At 39.4% G+C, this 19,251-nt stretch carries 12 protein-coding genes; 11 read left to right on the top strand and 1 reads right to left on the bottom strand.

Features of this window, described 5'->3' with window-relative positions; genetic code table 11:
* Positions 1–125 precede the first annotated feature (125 nt).
* The 8 genes from ACGHIY_RS05320 to ACGHIY_RS05285 all read left to right on the top strand — a co-directional run bounded on the left by ACGHIY_RS05320 (position 126) and on the right by ACGHIY_RS05285 (position 12,254).
* On the top strand, positions 126–1,208 hold the full coding sequence (locus ACGHIY_RS05320; RefSeq protein WP_287512023.1) for an efflux RND transporter periplasmic adaptor subunit: 1,083 nt from the start codon (positions 126–128) through the stop codon (positions 1,206–1,208).
* 12 nt (positions 1,209–1,220) lie between these two features.
* Positions 1,221–1,943, top strand: coding sequence for an ABC transporter ATP-binding protein (locus ACGHIY_RS05315; RefSeq protein WP_004696122.1), 723 nt, complete (start codon positions 1,221–1,223; stop codon positions 1,941–1,943).
* The gene (locus ACGHIY_RS05310; RefSeq protein WP_287512022.1) at positions 1,936–3,147 is read left to right on the top strand and encodes an ABC transporter permease; all 1,212 of its coding nucleotides are present in this window, start codon (positions 1,936–1,938) and stop codon (positions 3,145–3,147) included. Before ACGHIY_RS05315 ends, ACGHIY_RS05310 begins: the two co-directional genes overlap by 8 nt.
* Before the next feature lie 225 nt (positions 3,148–3,372).
* Positions 3,373–3,837, top strand: coding sequence for a PaaI family thioesterase (locus ACGHIY_RS05305; protein WP_077708498.1), 465 nt, complete (start codon positions 3,373–3,375; stop codon positions 3,835–3,837).
* A 36-nt stretch (positions 3,838–3,873) separates the two neighbouring features.
* A complete protein-coding gene (pheS, locus tag ACGHIY_RS05300; RefSeq protein WP_390525340.1) occupies positions 3,874–4,896 on the top strand; it encodes a phenylalanine--tRNA ligase subunit alpha in 1,023 nt (340 codons plus the stop codon).
* A 9-nt stretch (positions 4,897–4,905) separates the two neighbouring features.
* Positions 4,906–7,350, top strand: a complete 2,445-nt coding sequence (gene pheT / locus ACGHIY_RS05295; RefSeq protein WP_390525339.1) for a phenylalanine--tRNA ligase subunit beta — start codon at positions 4,906–4,908, stop codon at positions 7,348–7,350.
* A gap of 88 nt (positions 7,351–7,438) precedes the next feature.
* Positions 7,439–9,862, top strand: a complete 2,424-nt coding sequence (locus tag ACGHIY_RS05290) for a DUF3656 domain-containing protein (protein WP_390525338.1) — start codon at positions 7,439–7,441, stop codon at positions 9,860–9,862.
* The gene (locus tag ACGHIY_RS05285) at positions 9,816–12,254 is read left to right on the top strand and encodes an endonuclease MutS2 (protein ID WP_390525337.1); all 2,439 of its coding nucleotides are present in this window, start codon (positions 9,816–9,818) and stop codon (positions 12,252–12,254) included. The genes ACGHIY_RS05290 and ACGHIY_RS05285 overlap by 47 nt, the downstream gene beginning before the upstream one ends.
* A 184-nt stretch (positions 12,255–12,438) precedes the next feature.
* On the opposite strand, the gene ACGHIY_RS05280 is transcribed toward ACGHIY_RS05285, so the two are convergent.
* Complete coding sequence (locus tag ACGHIY_RS05280; RefSeq protein WP_390525336.1) at positions 12,439–14,526, bottom strand: transglycosylase domain-containing protein; 2,088 nt, start codon at positions 14,524–14,526, stop codon at positions 12,439–12,441.
* 163 nt (positions 14,527–14,689) lie between these two features.
* On the opposite strand from ACGHIY_RS05280, the gene tyrS reads away from it, so the two are divergent.
* The 3 genes from tyrS (at position 14,690) to ppsA (ending at position 19,238) form a co-directional block, all read left to right on the top strand.
* Positions 14,690–15,898 carry a tyrosine--tRNA ligase gene (gene tyrS, locus ACGHIY_RS05275; protein WP_390525335.1) on the top strand — a complete coding sequence of 403 codons (1,209 nt, stop codon included), beginning with the start codon at positions 14,690–14,692 and terminating at the stop codon, positions 15,896–15,898.
* Positions 15,899–16,137: 239 nt separating this feature from the next.
* The gene (locus tag ACGHIY_RS05270; RefSeq protein ID WP_005386328.1) at positions 16,138–16,779 is read left to right on the top strand and encodes a CoA pyrophosphatase; all 642 of its coding nucleotides are present in this window, start codon (positions 16,138–16,140) and stop codon (positions 16,777–16,779) included.
* A 77-nt stretch (positions 16,780–16,856) separates the two neighbouring features.
* Complete coding sequence (ppsA, locus tag ACGHIY_RS05265) at positions 16,857–19,238, top strand: phosphoenolpyruvate synthase (RefSeq protein ID WP_005386329.1); 2,382 nt, start codon at positions 16,857–16,859, stop codon at positions 19,236–19,238.
* Positions 19,239–19,251 lie beyond the last annotated feature (13 nt).

Raw genomic sequence — 19,251 nt, 5'->3', positions numbered from 1 at the left:
TTTATTCATTAATGAAATTATATTGCGTAAAAGCAATTGGTGCTGTATAATTTAAAAATACTATATGTGTTGATATAGAATAAATGTCTTTTTAATATATCTTCATCTTAAAAAAGGAGATCATAATGAAAGAGTTCTTACAAAAGCATCGTAAACGCATAGTGACTGGTGCTGTTGTTCTTTGTGTTCTTGGTGGTGGCACATATTACTACATGGATAGTCTAAATGCAAATCAAGCACAAACGTTATACACTACTGGCAAGGTTGAAAAGGGTGATGTAAAAACTAGTATCAGTGCCACAGGTACTATTAACCCTGTAAATTATGTAGATGTTTCTACAAATGTTGCTGGTAAACTTGAAAAAGTTTTAGTTAAAGAGAATGATCAAGTTACGGCCGGTCAAGTTATCGCTTATATTGATACACGTCAATTACAAGCATCTGTTGATGATGCTCGTGCGGCGTTAGCCAAAGCAGAACTTGATATGAATCGTTATAAATCTTTGGCGGCTCAAGATGCTATTGCACAACAAACATATGATGATTCTGTAACATCTTATGAACGTGCTAAATCTACTTATGAACGTGCGGCTGCAGATTTAAGTGATGCTACTATTACAGCTCCAATGTCTGGTACTGTTGTTGGTACACCGCTAAAAGCCGGTCAAACTATTAGTACTGGTATTTCCACACAAATGATTATTGCTACCATTGCAGATTTAAAAAATTTAGAGATTTATCTTACTGTAGACGAAACCGATATTGGCAATATCAAACAAGGTGCTAAGGTAGAGTTTACTGTAGATTCTAAGCCAGGTGAAACTTTCACAGGTTACGTTTCTGAAATTGCAAAAGGTACAAAGGGTAATATGGGCACTACAAGTACAAGTGTAGTGTACTATACGGTTAAAGTTCAAATTCCTGAAAATATTGCAGGTAATTTCTTACCATCTATGACAGCTCGTGCCACAATCTTTGGTGAAGATATTAAAAATACATTGGTAGTTCCTCTTACTGCTGTACGTACGGATAAACAAGGTGAGTATGTATATGTTATAAAAGATGGTCAACCAGTACGTACCGCTGTTTCTACAGGTGTAACTGGGGATACTAATGTTCAAATCTTAAAAGGTTTATCTGAAGGTGATGAAATTATCGTAAGCGGTGATGTGAATGCACCAAAGAATAATGTAGCTGGACCATTCTAAGGGTAGGTGCTTATGAACCAAACAGTAATTGACATACAAGGGATTACAAAAACCTATGTGAATGGCAAATTATCAGTACCTGTTCTGCATGGCATTGATTTAGTTGTCAATAAGGGTGAATTTGTATCCATTATGGGGCCATCTGGATCTGGTAAATCAACCTTTATGAATATTCTCGGATGTTTGGACCGACCTACAACTGGTTCTTATCGACTCAATGGAGACGAGGTTGCTACCTTATCTGATGATGAACTTGCGTATGTACGTAACAAACAGATCGGTTTTGTATTTCAAAGCTTTAATTTGTTGACAAAATTGACAGCCCTAGAAAATGTAGCGCTTCCTATGATTTATGCCGGTGTAAATAAAAAGATGCGCATTGAACGGGCCACTCAATTATTACAGTCTGTCGGCTTGGGCGAGCGTATGGACCATTTGCCATCCGAGTTGTCTGGTGGGCAACGTCAACGCGTGGCGATTGCTCGTGCATTGGCAAATAATCCTGCTATTATCATGGCTGATGAACCGACAGGGAATCTTGACTCCAAGTCAACCATTGACGTTATGAACATCTTTCGAGGCCTTCATGATGAAGGCCGTACGATTCTTCTAGTTACACATGAACCGGATATTGCTACGTACGCGAGTCGTAATGTAGTCTTGAAAGATGGGATAATCGTAGAGGATTCGATCAATTCTAATATGACTCCTATAAAGGAGGTGCCTAATGTATAAAGAAAGTTTTCTAATGGCATGGGCTTCCTTGATTGCTAATAAATTGCGCTCCCTTTTGACCATGTTAGGTATCATTATCGGTGTAGCAGCTGTTATTGCCTTGGTATCTATCGGTAATGGGGTGAAGCAAGATATTGAGGATTCTATTTCTAGCTTAGGCTCTAACTTGTTGGTAGTTCTGCCAGGGGCACCGCGGACGCCAGGTGCTAGATCTTCGCAGGGGTCCATGAAATCGTTGAAAATATCTGACTATGAAGCTATTGCTAAGTTAGAAGGTGTAAAAGCCGCCAGTCCTATGACAAATGGCTCTTATGTGGTGATTTATCAAAATAAAAACTGGACTACATCTGTTGCGGGGGTTAATTCTAACTTTCAGGACGTAAATAATTGGACTATGACATCTGGTCGATTTTTCTCCGATAAAAATGTTCAGAACCGAGAACGTGTAGCGGTTGTGGGACAAACGGTAGTAAAAAATTTGTTTGCTGATGAAGATCCTGTAGGCAAGGAAATCCGTGTTAAAAATATTCCATTCCGTGTCATTGGTGTTCTCAAAAGTAAAGGGAACGGAACCATGGGTAATGACCAAGACGATACGGTGTTAATTCCATATACAACATCAATGGAGCGCGTAGAGGGCATTGACTATCTTCGCAGGGTGTATGTTGTGGCTAAGGATGATGGGGGCATTGATCGTTTGCAGGCAGATATAGAGAATTTGTTGCGTGTTCGTCATAATATAAAAGATACAAATTTGGATGATTTTAATATTCAAAATATGAAATCTATTATGGAAACAGTGGCTCAGACGACGGGAACATTTACGTTATTCCTAGGGGCTGTAGCTGCGATTTCACTCGTTGTAGGTGGTATTGGTATTATGAACATCATGCTTGTATCTGTAACGGAACGGACTCGAGAAATTGGCGTGCGTAAAGCTTTGGGGGCTACGTATAGCGTAATTGTTACACAATTCTTAATAGAAGCTGTTGTAATCAGTTTGATGGGGGGCTTTATTGGTATTGCTTTTGGTATAGGAGCCTCAAAAGTAATCGGAATGGTATCTGGAATGAGTACAATTGTATCTGTTCCAACAATCATAATGTCCTTTGCCTTTTCCATGGCTATTGGTTTGATTTTTGGTATATACCCAGCCCGTAAAGCGGCTAAGCTCAATCCAATCGATGCATTGCATTATGAATAGTTTTGAATTTATAAATGTGTTTTCTTAAGAACATACCATATAATTAGATAGAGTTATTCGCATATGGTGCGTTGCATGATACAATATGTATGATGTAACGCACCATTTTTATATGTTTGTATTGAATTTTTACATTTAACTATAAAGATTTTCATACAGGTAATGTAATAGACTTAGTATTCAGATTAGTTAATCTATGAGTATGTATATAGAATGGAGAACCTTATGGCTACAACATTGTTAGAATATTTCAACGAATTACGAGATCAAAACCCATTTTCTTGGGTAAAAGATTCTGCGATTACAGCAGTGGAACCAGGTCATGCGGAAATGACATTGCAAACAAATGAAACAGATTACTGCAATTTTAGAGGGGATTTGCATGGTGCCGTATGTATTGGCTTAGCAGATAGTGTGATGGGGACTGCTTGTTTTACATTGGGAAAATCTGTTAGCACCATTGATCTTAATGGTAACTATGTGAAAGCTGTTAAGGGCGGTGCTGTATTGCGTGGTGTAGCCAATGTAGAGCACAATGGTAAAACTACTATGGTTGCTACCGCTCGTATTTATAATGAATTAGGTGAACTTGTTCACTTGGCACGGGGTACATTTTTTGTACTAGAAGAGAAGCCATTACCTGATTTACCATGGCGTTTTATTGAAGAAGATAACCCTGATTTGGTATAATATAAGTTAGACTTTTACAAATAGGAGGATGCTTGAATGGAACAAGAATTACAACGTATTAAGGCAGAAGCCCTTGATGCCATCAAAGGCGCTGCTGATCAACAAGCGTTGCAAGATATACGTGTTAAATATTTAGGTAAAAAAGGCGAGGTAACGGCTTTATTAAAAGGTCTTGGTAAATTATCTCCAGAAGAACGTCCTAAAGCGGGGGCCCTTGTTAATGCTGTTCGTGAAGCGTTAGAGGCTGAAATTGATACGGTTAAAGCTCGTATGGAAACTGCAGAGTTAAATGCTCGTTTAGAAAAAGAGCGCATCGATATTACATTACCTGGCCGTGCACAAAAAGCTGGTCATATCCATCCATTAACAAAGGTTAATGAAATGATTGAGGACTTCTTCATGAAAATGGGGTATACCGTTGAAGAGGGGCCAGAAATTGAACAGGATTACTTTAACTTCGAATGCTTAAACTTGCCTAAAGATCATCCTGCACGTGATATGCAAGATTCCTTCTATATTACAGAAAACTTCTTATTGCGTACGCATACATCTCCAGTACAAGCTCGTACAATGCAACGTCATGAGCCTAACAGCCCAATCCGTATGATTGCGCCTGGTAAGGTTTATCGTTGGGATTATGATGCAACACATTCCCCAGTATTCCATCAAGTGGAAGGTCTCATCATCGATGAGCATATTACATTTGCTGATTTGAAAGGCACATTAGAGTCCTTCTTGCGTCACATGTATGGGGATGAAACAAAGGTACGTTTCCGTACAAGCTTCTTCCCATTCACAGAACCATCTGCAGAAGTAGATATTTCCTGTGTAATGTGTGGTGGTGAAGGTTGCCGTGTATGTTCTCATACAGGTTGGCTTGAAATCTTAGGATGTGGTATGGTTCATCCTGATGTATTGCGTATTAATGGGTACGATCCTGAAAAGGTTAAAGGCTTTGCCTTTGGCATGGGCGTAGAACGTATTGCTATGCTTTTATACGGCATTAATGATTTACGTCTATTCTTTGAAGATGATGTACGATTCTTGGAACAATTTTAGGAGGAACTCATGAAAGCAAGTTTACAGTGGATGAACGAATACGTGCCTGTGGATATGAATCGTCCTGCTCAAGAATTGGCCGATGAATTAACACAAGCAGGGATTCCTGTAGAAGATGTCATTGCTATGGATAATGGCATTAAGAAAATTTATACTGGTAAAATCGTAGAAATCACGAAACATCCAGATGCAGATAAATTACAAGTATGTCAAGTTGAATGCCTTACTGAAGACGGTGAGCCTGTTACTAAACAAATCGTAACAGCAGCCACAAATGTAGCGGTAGGCCAAATCGTACCTGTAGCGTACCATAAATCTCGCTTAGCTGATGGAACAGAAATTAAAAAAGGTAAATTGCGCGGCGAAGTATCTGAAGGTATGTTCTGTTCTGTTGCAGAATTTGGTATCTCCAGCGATTTAGTATTGCCAGAAGAAGCACAAGGTATTTATATCTTTCCTGAAGGCACACCAATCGGCCTTGATGTAAAAGATGTATTAGGCTTAAACGACACAGTGTATGAATTTGAATTGACTGCAAACCGTGCGGACTGTTTCTCCATGGTTGGTTTATCCCGTGAATTCGGCATGATGACAAATCAAAAAGCTTTATTCCCTGTTATCATGGTTAACGAAAATGGTGAGTCCATTGAAGGTAAAGCCTCTGTATCTATCGAAGCGGATGATCTTTGCACGCGATTCATGTCTCGTATCGTTACAGATGTAAAGGTTGAACCATCCCCATTGTGGATGCAAAATCGTTTGCGTAACAGCGGCATTCGTCCTATTAATAATGTAGTAGACGTAACAAACTATGTTATGTTAGAACTTGGTCAACCTATGCATGCCTATGACTATGACCATGTAAAAGGTCATCAACTAGTGGCAAGACGTGCCAAAAATGGTGAAGTTCTTGTTACACTTGATGGTTCTGAACGTGAATTGAATGACTCTATGCTTATTATTGCCGATGCAGAACGCCCAGTAGGTGTAGCTGGTATCATGGGTGGCTTTGATAGCGAAGTAACAAATGAAACGACTACTGTTATGCTTGAAGCTGCTGTGTTTAATGGACCATCCATTCGCCGCACTGCAAAAGCGCTTGGTATGCGTTCTGAAGCATCTGGACGTTTTGAACGTGGCGTAAACCATAAATACACTGCCTATGCTATCGACCGAGCAGCACAGTTATTGCAACAAATTTGCCCATCCTGTAAAGTTGATGTAGGCATTATCGATGTGTACAAGAACCCTGTAGAGCAACATACAGTTACTTTCACAGCAAAACAAATCAACGATTACTTGGGTACAAACATTGAAAAAGACGAAATGGTTCGCATTTTGACTGCTCTTGAATTCGTTGTAACTGAAGAAGGGGACCAATTATCTGCCCTCGTTCCAACATGGCGCGGTGACGTAACAGTAATGCCTGATATCGCTGAAGAGGTAGCTCGTATTTATAACTATGATAATATCGCTCCTACAATTCCTGTAGCCGTATTGTCCTCTGGTGGTATGACGCCTAAGAAAGCTCTTACGAAAGAGGTAACACATACGTTAGCTAAATTGGGTATGACTCAAATCATTACATTTAGCTTTATGCATAAAGATGGCCTTTCCAATATGATGCTTCCTGAAGGGGATAGCCGTTATACAGCCATTCCAATTTTGAATCCTATTTCCGAAGAATTCCCTTATATGCGTACTACATTGGTGCCAGCTGTTATCGAAGCTGCGAAACGCAATATTGCGCAACAAAATAAGGATCTTTGGTTGTTTGAAACAGCAAATGTATATGAACCAAAAGCATTGCCTTTAACAGAAGTGCCTCATGAACGCCCTATGGCTTGTGGTATCTTGATGGGTAAGGCAAACCAAGCTGGATGGAATCAAGCAGAACGTACTACAGATTTTTATGATGTAAAAGGCATCGTAGATGCGTTGTTAGCTGAACTAGGCGTTACAGGCTACGAAATCAATCGTGGCACTGAACCTTACTTCCACCCAGGTGTAAGTGCTCAATACGTAGTTGATGGTAAAATGATTGCTCAATATGGTGAATTACATCCACAAGTGAGCAAAAACTTTGATTTACCAGGAAAAGTATATATGTTTGAAATCGATTTGGAAGCAGTATTATCCTTAACGATTCCAGCATTCCGCTATACCTCTTTCAGTAAGTTCCCAGGTACTAGCCGTGACCTTGCCATTGTAGCACCTGTGTCCGTATCTAGTGGCGAAATTTTATCTATCATTAAAGAACATGGTGGAGAATATTTAGAAAGTGCATCTATCTTCGACGTTTACGAAGGTGAACATATCGAAGCTGGTTACCGCAGTCTTGCGTACAACTTACAATTCCGCTCTATGGAAGGTACGTTGAATGATGAGGATATTGAGGGTAATATTCAAGCTATTATCGATGCATTAGCAGAAATTAACTGCAGATTACGTTAATCTCAAGCAGTATATTGAAAGGGTTTGCCGTATGGTAAACCCTTTTAGTACTATAGTTATACCTTTAGTTAGGTAGAAAGGATTATCCATGGAATTATTGGCTCCTGCCGGTACGATGGAAAACTTTATAGCCGCTTTAGAATCTGGTGCTGATGCTATTTATCTTGGCGGTAAAGGCTTTAATGCTCGTGCTCATGCAGCGAACTTTGGCATTGAAGAACTGGCTGAGGCTATTCGTTTGGCTCATATTTTAGATGTGTCCGTATATGTAACCGTAAATATCCTCATAGGTGATTCCGAATTAAAGGATCTCGAGGCGTATTTAAAGGACTTAGAGCGCATCGGTGTGGATGCTATTATCGTTCAAGATTTAGCAGTTGCTAAATTGGCACAACGAGTGGCTCCTAAACTTCACTTGCATGGCAGTACGCAGATGACGGCTGCTACATTAGATGCTGTTCGTTTTTATGAAAGCCTCGGCTTCACTCGCGTTGTGTTAGCTCGTGAATTGAGTCTTCCTGAAATTGAACATATTTGTAAAAACTGTACAGCTGAAATCGAAGTCTTTATACATGGTGCCTTATGTGTGTGCTATTCTGGTCAATGCTTGATGAGTTCCTTTATCGGTGGTCGCAGTGGTAACCGTGGTGCCTGCGCACAACCTTGCCGTTTGCCTTATGAACTATTGGATTCTTCTGGTACTAGTTTGCTACCTAAACACGAAGCCTATTTACTAAGTCCAAAGGATCTTAACTATAGTGAGCATATGAATGAGCTCGTAGCTGCCGGTGTTACGTCCTTTAAGGTAGAAGGGCGTATGAAAAAGGTTTCCTATGTGCGTCAAGTCATTGGGACCTATCGTCATATTTTAGATACAGCTCATATGGATGCTGCTGATGCCGATGCATTGGCATCTGGGTTTAATCGTGGCTTCTCTACAGATTATTTAACAGACCATGTAGGGAAATCTATGATGACTGTTGTAGCTCCAAATAATCAAGGCAAATTAATTGGTAAAGCAGAGGTCAAAAAGGGACAAGTTCATTTATTCCTAACAGAACCGATTGAAAAAGGATCACTTTTAAAGGTAATGCAAGATTCTGGTAGTATTACGTATTATCAAATTGATCAAAATTGGTCCTTAATGGATGAAAAGCATTTTGTAGGCAAACCTGATGAAGGGTTTGCAGCGGGACAAGTATTTTTAGCATCTACGCCAAAATCTCAAAAGCAACGAGGCTTACAAGATTTTAGTGCTAAATTAGAGGTACATGGTTATCTATCTATTAATACAGACCGAGAACAACCTTGCACAGACCTTACCTTTGTATTGAATGATGGGCGTACTGTGACTGTATCTAATGAGTTTGAACCGGTTTATGCTAACAATAAACCGACTACATTAGAGAAGGTTACTGACCAAGTAGGTAGATTAGGCAATACATTGTTTACGCTTGGCTCTATGTCTATTCCTGATGGACCTTATATGTGGCCAGCTAGTGTGTTAAATGCATTGCGTCGAGATGCTGTAGAAGCACTAGAAAACTTATTGATTACAGACCATGAAATGGCTTGGGCTGAGCTGGCTGCAGAACCTCAAGATATGTCATCTATGGTTGCTAAGGGTAAGGTTCAATATTCTGAGCCTATGGTGAGTGCTCGCGTTGATGAATTAGATTCTGTAAAAGCTGCTATTGAAGGGGGCGCTAAGAAGATTATCTTCGGTGGTGACCGTTTACAACGTAAGCCTTATGAACTTAGCATCTACGAGCAGGTAGCTAAGCTTTGCAAAGACCATAAAGTACTTTGTGTATTTGCTACCCCTCGGGTTGTGAAAGATGATGAAGTAAAGGCGTATATGAATACCCTCAAGGCCATAGTTGAGGCGAAACCAGATAGCATTTCTATTCACGTCCCTCAAGCGTTATTGTGGCTTCGTGACTTAGGGTATACAGGTGCTATTGAAGCCGATACAGGTCTTAATATATTTAATGGCTCTGCACTACAAGTATGGCAAGACTTTAATATGAGTAGTATAGCACCATCATTAGAGTTAACCTTGGCACAACTTGTTAACTTGCAAAAATCTACTAATTTGCCATTAGAAATAATGGTACATGGTTACACGGAAATGATGATTTCCGAATACTGTGCCATCGCAAGCTTTGTGGGCACTGGTAAAAAGGAAAACTGTCCTATGCCATGTGTAAGCGAGGACTATGCATTGAAGGACCGTAAAGGGGAAGTGTTCCCACTTCGTACGGATCCGTATTGCCGTATGCACATCATGAATAGTCATGAAATGGACATGCGTGCCTATGTGCCAGAGTTACATCGAAAAGGGCTACATATTTTGCGCATCGATGGACGTCATATGGATCCAAAGAGATTACGTACTATCGTAGCAGATTATGTATCCATTCAAAATGGAACAAAAGAGGCTCCTCCTAAAAGTGTAGGCAAGGATGATACGCCTATTACAAGGGGCCACTATTTTAGAGGTATTTTATAAAAGAGGTAGTACATTGTTTAACGAAGATGTATTAGACTTTCACCATATAAAAGAACAATTACAACAACATTGTAGTTCTACCATTGCTAAAGAATTAGCTATGCATATTGAACCAATGACAGATGCTAAAGCTATTCAAGAGAACCTTGATGAAACAGCAGAAGCCATGCGTTCTTTACAAACTGAGGTAGAACAACCGTTAGGCGGTACGCGAGATATTCGTGAGTCCTGTAAGAAGAGTCGTAAAGACTTTGTCCTTACGCGTGAAGCATTGTGGGATATTTATTTAACCATTGGTGCTTATAAGCGAATGACAAAGTTCTTTAGAACGAAATATATGGAATATCCTTTGCTATCCTTATGGGTACAGGATATGCCAAATACAGATCGCATTGAAAATCGATTTAAACGCGTCTTTGATGAAAAAGGGGAATTACTTGATACAGCATCTCCTAAGTTGGCGAGCCTAAGAAATACGATTATTAAAACTCGTGAAAAGATCAAAAATGATATTCAAGCTATCTTACACGATAAGGATAATCAGAAGTATTTCCAAGAAACAATCATTACACAGCGTAACAATCGCTATGTAATCCCTGTAAAACAGGAATATCGCCAATATTTTGATGGTCTTATTCACGACCGTTCTGCAACGGGTCAAACACTCTATATTGAACCGATGCGCTTGGTGAATCTAAATAATGAATTACAAGAGGCTTTGATTGGTGAAGAGCAAGAGGTATTGCGCATTTACCGTGAATTATCTGCCCTTGTTAAACAGCATAGTAATGATTTGATGGATGCTTGTGAAAAGGTATCCCATATCGAATTTGTATATGGTAAGGCGAGCCTTGCTATTTCCTATAAGGGTGTACCAGCTATCTTGAGTACTGATAGAACAGTTAATCTCATGAGAGCTCGTCATCCATTAATTCCACCAAATGTGGTGGTGCCTACAAATATTGTATTAGGCACATCATATCGCATTCTATTGATTACTGGTTCTAATACAGGTGGTAAAACAGTATCCCTTAAAACATTAGGGTTATTGAGCTTAATGAACCAATGTGGTCTATTTATCCCGGCAGATCACGGATCAATGTTGCCTATATTCCATAATATCTTTGCCGACATTGGGGATGAACAAAGTATTGAAGCCAGCCTTAGTACGTTCTCTGCTCATATGACACAAGTTATTTCCATCATTAAACATTGTGGCCCAAATGACTTGGTATTGCTGGATGAGCTTGGATCTGGTACAGATCCAGAGGAAGGTAGTGCACTTGCTGTATCTATCCTGGAGTTCTTCCGTAAAAAGGGTGCCCTTATGATGGTAAGTACTCATTATAATGAGCTTAAAAATTATGCATACCATACGGAAGGTATTGAAAATGGCCATGTAGAGTTTGATGAGCGCACCTTAAAACCAACATATCGACTTCATATCGGTGTAGCTGGTAGTAGCCATGCATTGAGCATTGCGGCCCGTCTAGGCTTGCCAAAAGATATCGTAACTCGTGCGGCAGAATATAAGTCTCAATTTGGTAACCATGAAATGGAAGAAGTTCTTTCAGATTTGAATGAACAACTTCGTAAGGCATCTGAACGTGAAAGAGCCTTAAAAAAAGAGCTTGATGAAACACGTCGTATGCGTGGCCAGTTAGAGAAGGAAAAGAAACAGTTTAACGAAAAACGTAAACAAATCTTAGCCAAAGCTCAAGCTGATGCAGAATCTATGAAACGTAGCTTACGCGTCGAAGGGGAAGCGATTATCAAGCAATTGAAATCGCAATTCTCCGAAACAAATAAGGATAAGCGTCAATCTGCTATTAATGCTGCACGTAAGGGCATTTCTAATGTACATGTACCAGAAGCCCCAGTAGATGATGATCGTAAGTCCTTGACGGCAGATGCTATTAAGGTAGGCCAAGCAGTATATGTTACATCTTTACGTTCATTAGGTACCGTATTAGCTATCAATGGTAATCGTGTAAATGTAGATATTAATGGCTTAACTGCTACAGTTAAAGTTAATGAATTGCAATCTACAACTCGTGAAGAGGGCAATAAACTAGAACGTGAACAAAAAGCAGCTATGCCTAAGACTAGAAAACGTATGGGTGGCTCTGCCGTACAACGTCAAAAAGAGATTCGTACTGAAATCAATATTCTTGGACAAACGGTAGATGAAGCGACAGTTTCTGTTGGTAGATTTATTGACCAAGCTTTACTTGGTGGTGTTAATCAAGTGCGCATTATTCATGGTAAGGGGACTGGCGCATTACGAGAAGGTGTGCATCAATATTTGCGTACCTTACCTCATGTAGCACACTTTGAAACAGCAGGCTATGACGAAGGTGGAGCAGGAGCTACCAATGTAGTTCTGAAATAAAGCTACTCAATAGTGATATAGTTATTTATAATACAGTAAATTATTATCGTATATCGAATTGGTTATGGGGTATAGCCATAAACATATATAGAAATAGAAAAGGTAGTAAGTTCTTTGAACTTACTACCTTTTTTCCGTAAAAGAAAGGAGCGGAACACATGTTCCACTCCTTTAGCGTATGAGATTAACGATCTTTTTTACTAGACTTTTTACTTTTCGATGAATTAGATTTTGTTTCAGTTGCATCATCTTTTGAGCCACTGTCATCTTTTACAGCTTCATCTTTTGACTTGTCTTTATCGTCTTTTTTATCTGCTTTCTCGTCTTTTTTATCATCTTTTTTAGGCTGTGCTTTTACAGGATTATAATAACCTTCAGAGACAGCCGCTTGAGCACTAGCAGGTACATTAAAGTCAGAAGCAGGGGTATTAGCTAATGCGGCCGACATAAATTGTCTCCACATTACTGCCGGCGTTGAACTACCGGTAATACCTAATGTTTCAGATCCGTAGTCATCGCCTATCCAAACCGCAGCAACTAAATCAGGTGTATATCCAACGAACCAAGCATCTTTTTCATCATCTGTTGTACCTGTTTTACCAGCTGCAGGTCTACCGATAGCAGCATTGCCACCAGTACCACCATTAATAACAGATTCTAACATATCAGTGATGATAGCAGCATCTTTTTCTTCAACGACGCGCTTTTCTTGGATGGAATTTTCTTCCACCACTTGTCCGTTGCGATCCACGATTTTTATGATTGCTGTAGGTTGAACCTTAACGCCGCCATTAGCGAGTACGCCATAAGCTTCTGCCATTTCTAATGGGGAAACACCATGAGTTAAACCACCGAGTGCTGTTGATAAGTTGTTATCTTCATCGGTTAAGGTAGTAATACCCATTTTCTTAGCTAAGTCGATAATCTTAGACATGCCTACTTCATCAGCAATTTTTACAGCTGGTACGTTACGAGAATGTTGTAATGCATAACGGTAAGTAATATTGCCTTCATAGTTTCGTTCATAGTTTTGAGGACGCCATCCATTAAAATCAACAGGACTGTCATCAACAATGGAACCTGGAGTTTTACCAGATTGAATAGCAGCTAAGTAAACAAATGGTTTCATAGCAGAGCCTGGTTGACGTTCCGCTTGTGATGCACGGTTAAAGGCATCATCACCGCGACCACCAACCATAGCCATAATGTAACCATTATGAGGGTTCATAGCTACGATAGCACCTTGTGGTTGATGTAAACCATTGCTATCAGTGTAGTAATTAGGCAAGTTTTGCATTGCTGCTACAGCTGCATTTTGTGCATCCATATCAAGAGTTGTATAGATTTTTAAACCATCTTTATAGATTGCATCGTCGCCATATTTTTCAGAAACTTGTGCAATAACATAGTTAATGAAGTAAGATGCATTAGATTTTTCATGCGTTTGTTCTTGTTTTGCCACTAAGCCTAAATCTGCTTGACGTGCTTCATCAGCTTGCTCTTGTGTAATGTAACCGTATTTAACCATTTGGCCTAATACAACAGCTTGACGTTTTTTACTAGCTTCCAAATCATTGAATGGAGAGTAGTAGTTAGGACTTTGTGGTAAGCCTGCAATGAGTGCTGCTTGAGCTAGCGTTAATTGGCTAGCATCCTTACCAAAGTATACATGAGCTGCAGATTGTACACCGTATGCACCTTGGCCAAAGTAAATTTGGTTCATGTACATTTCAAGGATTTCATCCTTAGTGTAATGTTGTTCAATTTTAAGTGCTAGCAATGCTTCAGAAATTTTACGTTTAAATGTTCTGTCTTGAGATAAGAATGCATTACGCGCTAACTGTTGAGTGATTGTAGAACCACCTTCAGATACGCCACTATGAACAATGTTAACCCATACAGCACGCAAGATACCAACAGGGTCGATACCGTGATGGGAATAGAAGCGAGAGTCCTCAGTAGCAACAAAGGCATTTTGTAAATCCTTTGGTACAACTTTTAAAGGTACAGGTAATCTGTTCTCTGTGGAATGAACCGTTGTGATGAGATTACCATGGACATCGTAAATTTGAGACGATGCGGAAGGACGTACATTGGATACATCTGGTAGGTTAGACAGTGTAGCACTGATGAAACCACAGCCACCTCCGGCTACGATGAGTATAAGGAGAAGGGTACAAATCCAAAATAGACGCTTCGGACTTGTTTTCTTCGGTGTAGAGCCGCTACCGTTAGAACGGCGGCTGCTTCTCGCATTTGAGTTATTACTCATAGAGTCACCTCTTTTTTTCTTTTGTTAGTAAATATAACGTAAATTCTATTACGCAGTTATAAATATTATATCATATATGGCTTAAAACCAATACTATATATATAATTGTGAAAGTTTTTAGATAATGGTATACTAAAACAATAGTATTTCGAGGAGGATTATCATGGTTAGTGCTCAAGAACAAGTGCGCCAAATTAAACACGGCGTAGCAGATTTAATTAATGAACAAGATCTTGTAAAGAAAATAGAAAAATCCATTAAGGAAAATAAACCTTTAGTTGTAAAATTAGGTTTGGACCCAACAGCGCCAGATATTCATTTGGGTCATACTGTACCACTTCGTAAATTACGTTTGTTCCAAGAATTTGGTCATCAAGTCGTAATCGTTATCGGTGGTTTTACTGCACGTATTGGTGATCCTACTGGTAAAAGCGTAACTCGTCCACCACTTACAAAAGAAGAAGTATTGAAAAATGCTGAAACCTATAAAACACAAATCTTCAAAGTGTTGGATCCTGAAAAAACTATCGCTCGTGACAATAGTGAATGGTTAGAGTCTATGAACTTTGCTGATGTGCTTCGCTTAGCAAGTTCTTACACTGTAGCGCGTATGATGGAACGCGATGATTTCAATAAACGTTTCAAAGAAGGTCGTGCAATCGGTGTTCATGAATTTATGTATCCATTGATGCAAGGTCAAGATTCTGTAGCATTACATGCTGATGTTGAATTTGGTGGTACAGACCAAACGTTCAACTTGTTAATGGGTCGTCATTTACAAGAATTAGAAGGTCAAGAACCACAAGTTGTTATTACAATGCCATTGCTTGAAGGCCTTGATGGTGTTCAAAAAATGAGTAAATCTTTAGGTAACTACATCGGTATCGATGAAGAACCTAAAGAAATGTATGGTAAAGCAATGTCCATTCCAGACGAATTGATGATGCGCTATTTCATGCTCGTTACAGATATGCCAATCGAAGAGCAAGAAGATATGGAAAAACGTCTTGAAAGTGGTGAATTACATCCACGTGATGCTAAAATGCAATTAGCTCGTACCATCGTTCGTTTGTACCATGGTGAAGAAGCTGCTCTCGAAGCAGAAGAAGAATTCAAACGCGTATTCCAACAACGCGCGTTGCCTACAGATATTCCTGAATACGCTATGGATGCGCCAACAGAACCAATCTTTGTACCGCAATTCTGTACAGATGCTGGTTTAACTGCCTCTAATGGCGAAGCACGTCGCTCTATTAAAGCCGGTGCTTTCAAAGTAAATGGTGAAAAATATACAGAAGAAAACCTTACCCTTGAAGACGGCATGATCGTTCAAGTTGGTAAACGTAAATTTGTAAAAATTAAATTTAACTAATATAAAACTGTGATGAGATAGAAACCTCATCACAGTTTTTTTATGTCTATTTGGTCTATAAGATTATTTATCTACTAAATCTGTTGTTTGTAAAGCAAAAAATGACTTACAAGTTCATGTATAATGAAAGTAAAATATAAATTCAAATTTAAATACAGATACAAATATAAAATACAAATTTGACACATAAAAGATTTATAGAGATATCGTATAGTATCTATAAAGTAAGAGGACTATATATGGACAAAGAACTAAGCAACTTTTTAGAACAACGAGAACATACTGTTCTTACCGATATTGATGTTATAACTGCGGCAGTAGCTGTACCATTATTAGAAATCGATGGGGAAGATCATGTAGTATTTACTGTGCGCAGTAATAAGCTACGCCGTCAACCAGGTGAAATCAGTTTTCCTGGTGGACATTGTGAGCCTAATGATAAAAGTGGTGCCCATGCTGCCATGCGTGAATGCTCTGAGGAACTGGGTATCGATTTAGATCAAATTGAACTTCTGGGCAATTTAGACTGCTTAGTATCTGCGATAGGTGTCAAGCTATATGCCGTAGCCGTGCGCCTGCATACAAGCGATTTGAAACCAAATCCAGACGAAGTAGGAGAGGTATTCACAGTTCCATTACAATATCTATTAGACATGGAGCCAACGGTAGGTCATCTAGACATTGGGACGAAACCGTTAAGAGACTTTCCGTTCCATTTATTAGAAGGCTACAACATTGACTGGAAAATCAGACAAAACTACTCCGTTTATTTCTATCCTTATAAACAATACACCATATGGGGGCTAACTGGGCGAGTACTGAAGAACTTTTTAGATATATATAGGGAGATAGATTTGCATAATAATCCTCATATAAATTGACAGATTGTAAATTAAGGTATACTATTTATGTGTAAAAGGTTTAATGTGTTGCACTAATTAATCTAGGAGGTTCTCACATGAATCGCGAAACAGCATACGTACTTTGGTTTGATGAATTACGACGTGAAGATGTTAATTTAGTTGGTGGTAAGTCTTCTTCCTTAGGGGAATTGACATCCTCCACTAATGTACCTGTACCTTACGGCTTTGCTACAACTGCTCATGGTTATCGTGAGTTTATGAAAGCAACAGGTTTGGAAGATAAAATCCGCGCTGAACTTGATGCATTAGATGATGTAGAAAATTCTGCATTATTGCGTGAAGTATGTGCTAAAATTCGCCGCATGATTTGCGAAGAAGAAATGCCTAAAGAATTGGCAGATGCTATTCGTCATGCTTATGAAGAACTTGGTAAAAAAGTAAACGAAGAAAATCCATTCGTAGCAGTTCGTTCTAGTGCAACAGCAGAAGACTTGCCAGATGCAAGCTTTGCAGGACAACAAGATACATATTTAAATGTACGTGGTGCTGATGTTATTATTCAAAAAGTAAAAGAATGCTATGCATCTACTTTCACAGACCGTGCAACATATTACCGTGTAAAACAGGGTTTCGATCATATGACAGTAGCATTGAGTGCAGCTGTTCAAATGATGGTATTCTCTAAAGCGGCTGGCGTAATGTTCACTGTTGACCTTGTAACAGGCAATGACAACAATATTCTTATTGAAGGCTCTTGGGGTCTTGGTGAATACGTTGTACAAGGTACCGTTACACCAGATAATTTCCGTGTAGATAAAGCTAAAATGGAAATTACAGACCGCATGATTAATGACAAAAATATCCGTTTAGTTCGTAAAGCTGACGGCGATTGCGTTGAAGAAGTTGTTCCAGCAGATGAAGCTAAACAACAAGTGATTACAGATGCTCAAGTTCTAGAGCTTGCTGAATATGCAAAAGCAATCGAAAAACATTATGGTTGCTACATGGATATGGAATGGGGCGTAGATGAACGAGACGGTAGAATTTGGATTTTACAAGCTCGTCCAGAAACAGTTTGGTCCCGCAAAGAAAAACCAGAAGTATCTGAAAAATCTAGCACATTAGATGCAGGTAATCGCGATATTATCGTAAAAGGTTTGCCAGCATCCCCTGGTAATGCAGCTGGTAAAGCTCATGTTATCATCAATCCTGAGGATATTGATGAGTTCAAAGAAGGCGAAATTCTTGTTACAGCTATGACAGCTCCTGACTGGGTGCCAGCAATGAAAAAAGCGAAAGCCATCGTTACTGATGCCGGCGGTATGACTTGCCATGCGTCCATCGTTAGTCGTGAGCTTGGTATTCCATGTATCGTAGGTACTAAGAGCCGTAGCCATGAAGCGACTACATCCATTAAAGATGGTCAAATGATTACTGTAGACGCTACAAATGGTATCGTATATGATGGCGTATTAGAAGATATCGTTAAAAAGCCAGAAGCACAAGCTACTGCAAATGTTGTTGCTGAATCTGTTCCTGTAACAGGTACTAAGATTTACATGAATTTAGGCGATCCTGATTTGGCTGAAAAACATGGTGTATTGCCTTGTGATGGTATCGGCCTCATGCGTGAAGAGTTCATTTGGACTACTTTCATCCATGAACATCCATTGCACCTTATCGAAACAGGTCGCAGTGATTTTGCTGTAAATACATTGGCAGAAGGTATGCGTAAAGTTTGCCAAGCATTAGCTCCTCGCCAAGTTGTAGTTCGTTTGAGCGACTTCAAATCTAGCGAATACCGTGATCTTAAAGGTGGTGACAAATACGAACCACATGAATCCAGTGCATTACTTGGCTGGCGTGGTGCTTCTCGTTACTACGATCCTAAATATACACCTGCTTTCAAATTAGAATTAGAAGCAATCAAAAAAGTACGTAACGAGTTTGGTTTCAAAAACTTACAAGTTATGATTCCATTCTGCCGTACTGTAGAGGAAGCTGAACTTGTTACTAACTTAATGGCTCAAGAAGGCCTTGTACGCGGTAAAGATTTCAAAATCTGGCTTATGGCTGAAATTCCAGCAAATATTATCTTAGCTGATCAATTCAATAAATATGTAGATGGTTATTCCATCGGTTCTAACGATTTGACTATGCTCGTTCTTGGCTGTGACCGTGATAATGAAACAGTTCAACATATCTATGATGAACGGAATCTAGCAGTTCGTAGAGCAATTCGCCATCTCATCGAAGTAGCTCACAAAGATGGTAAAACTGTATCCATCTGTGGCCAAGCGCCAAGTGTGTATCCTGAACTTTGCGAATTCCTCGTGAAGAGTGGTATCGACTCCATTTCTGTTAATCCAGATGCGGTTGTGAACACTAAGAAAATGGTGGCTCAAATCGAACAACGAATCATGCTTGATGCTATGACTGGTCGTGGTCGTCAAGAAACTGATGACTTAACTTGGTAATCATATAGTGGTA

Origin of the sequence: Veillonella parvula (assembly GCF_042850485.1) — a bacterium.
Classification (GTDB): domain Bacteria; phylum Bacillota; class Negativicutes; order Veillonellales; family Veillonellaceae; genus Veillonella; species Veillonella parvula_Q.
This window is presented reverse-complemented; position numbering and strand designations above follow the sequence as displayed.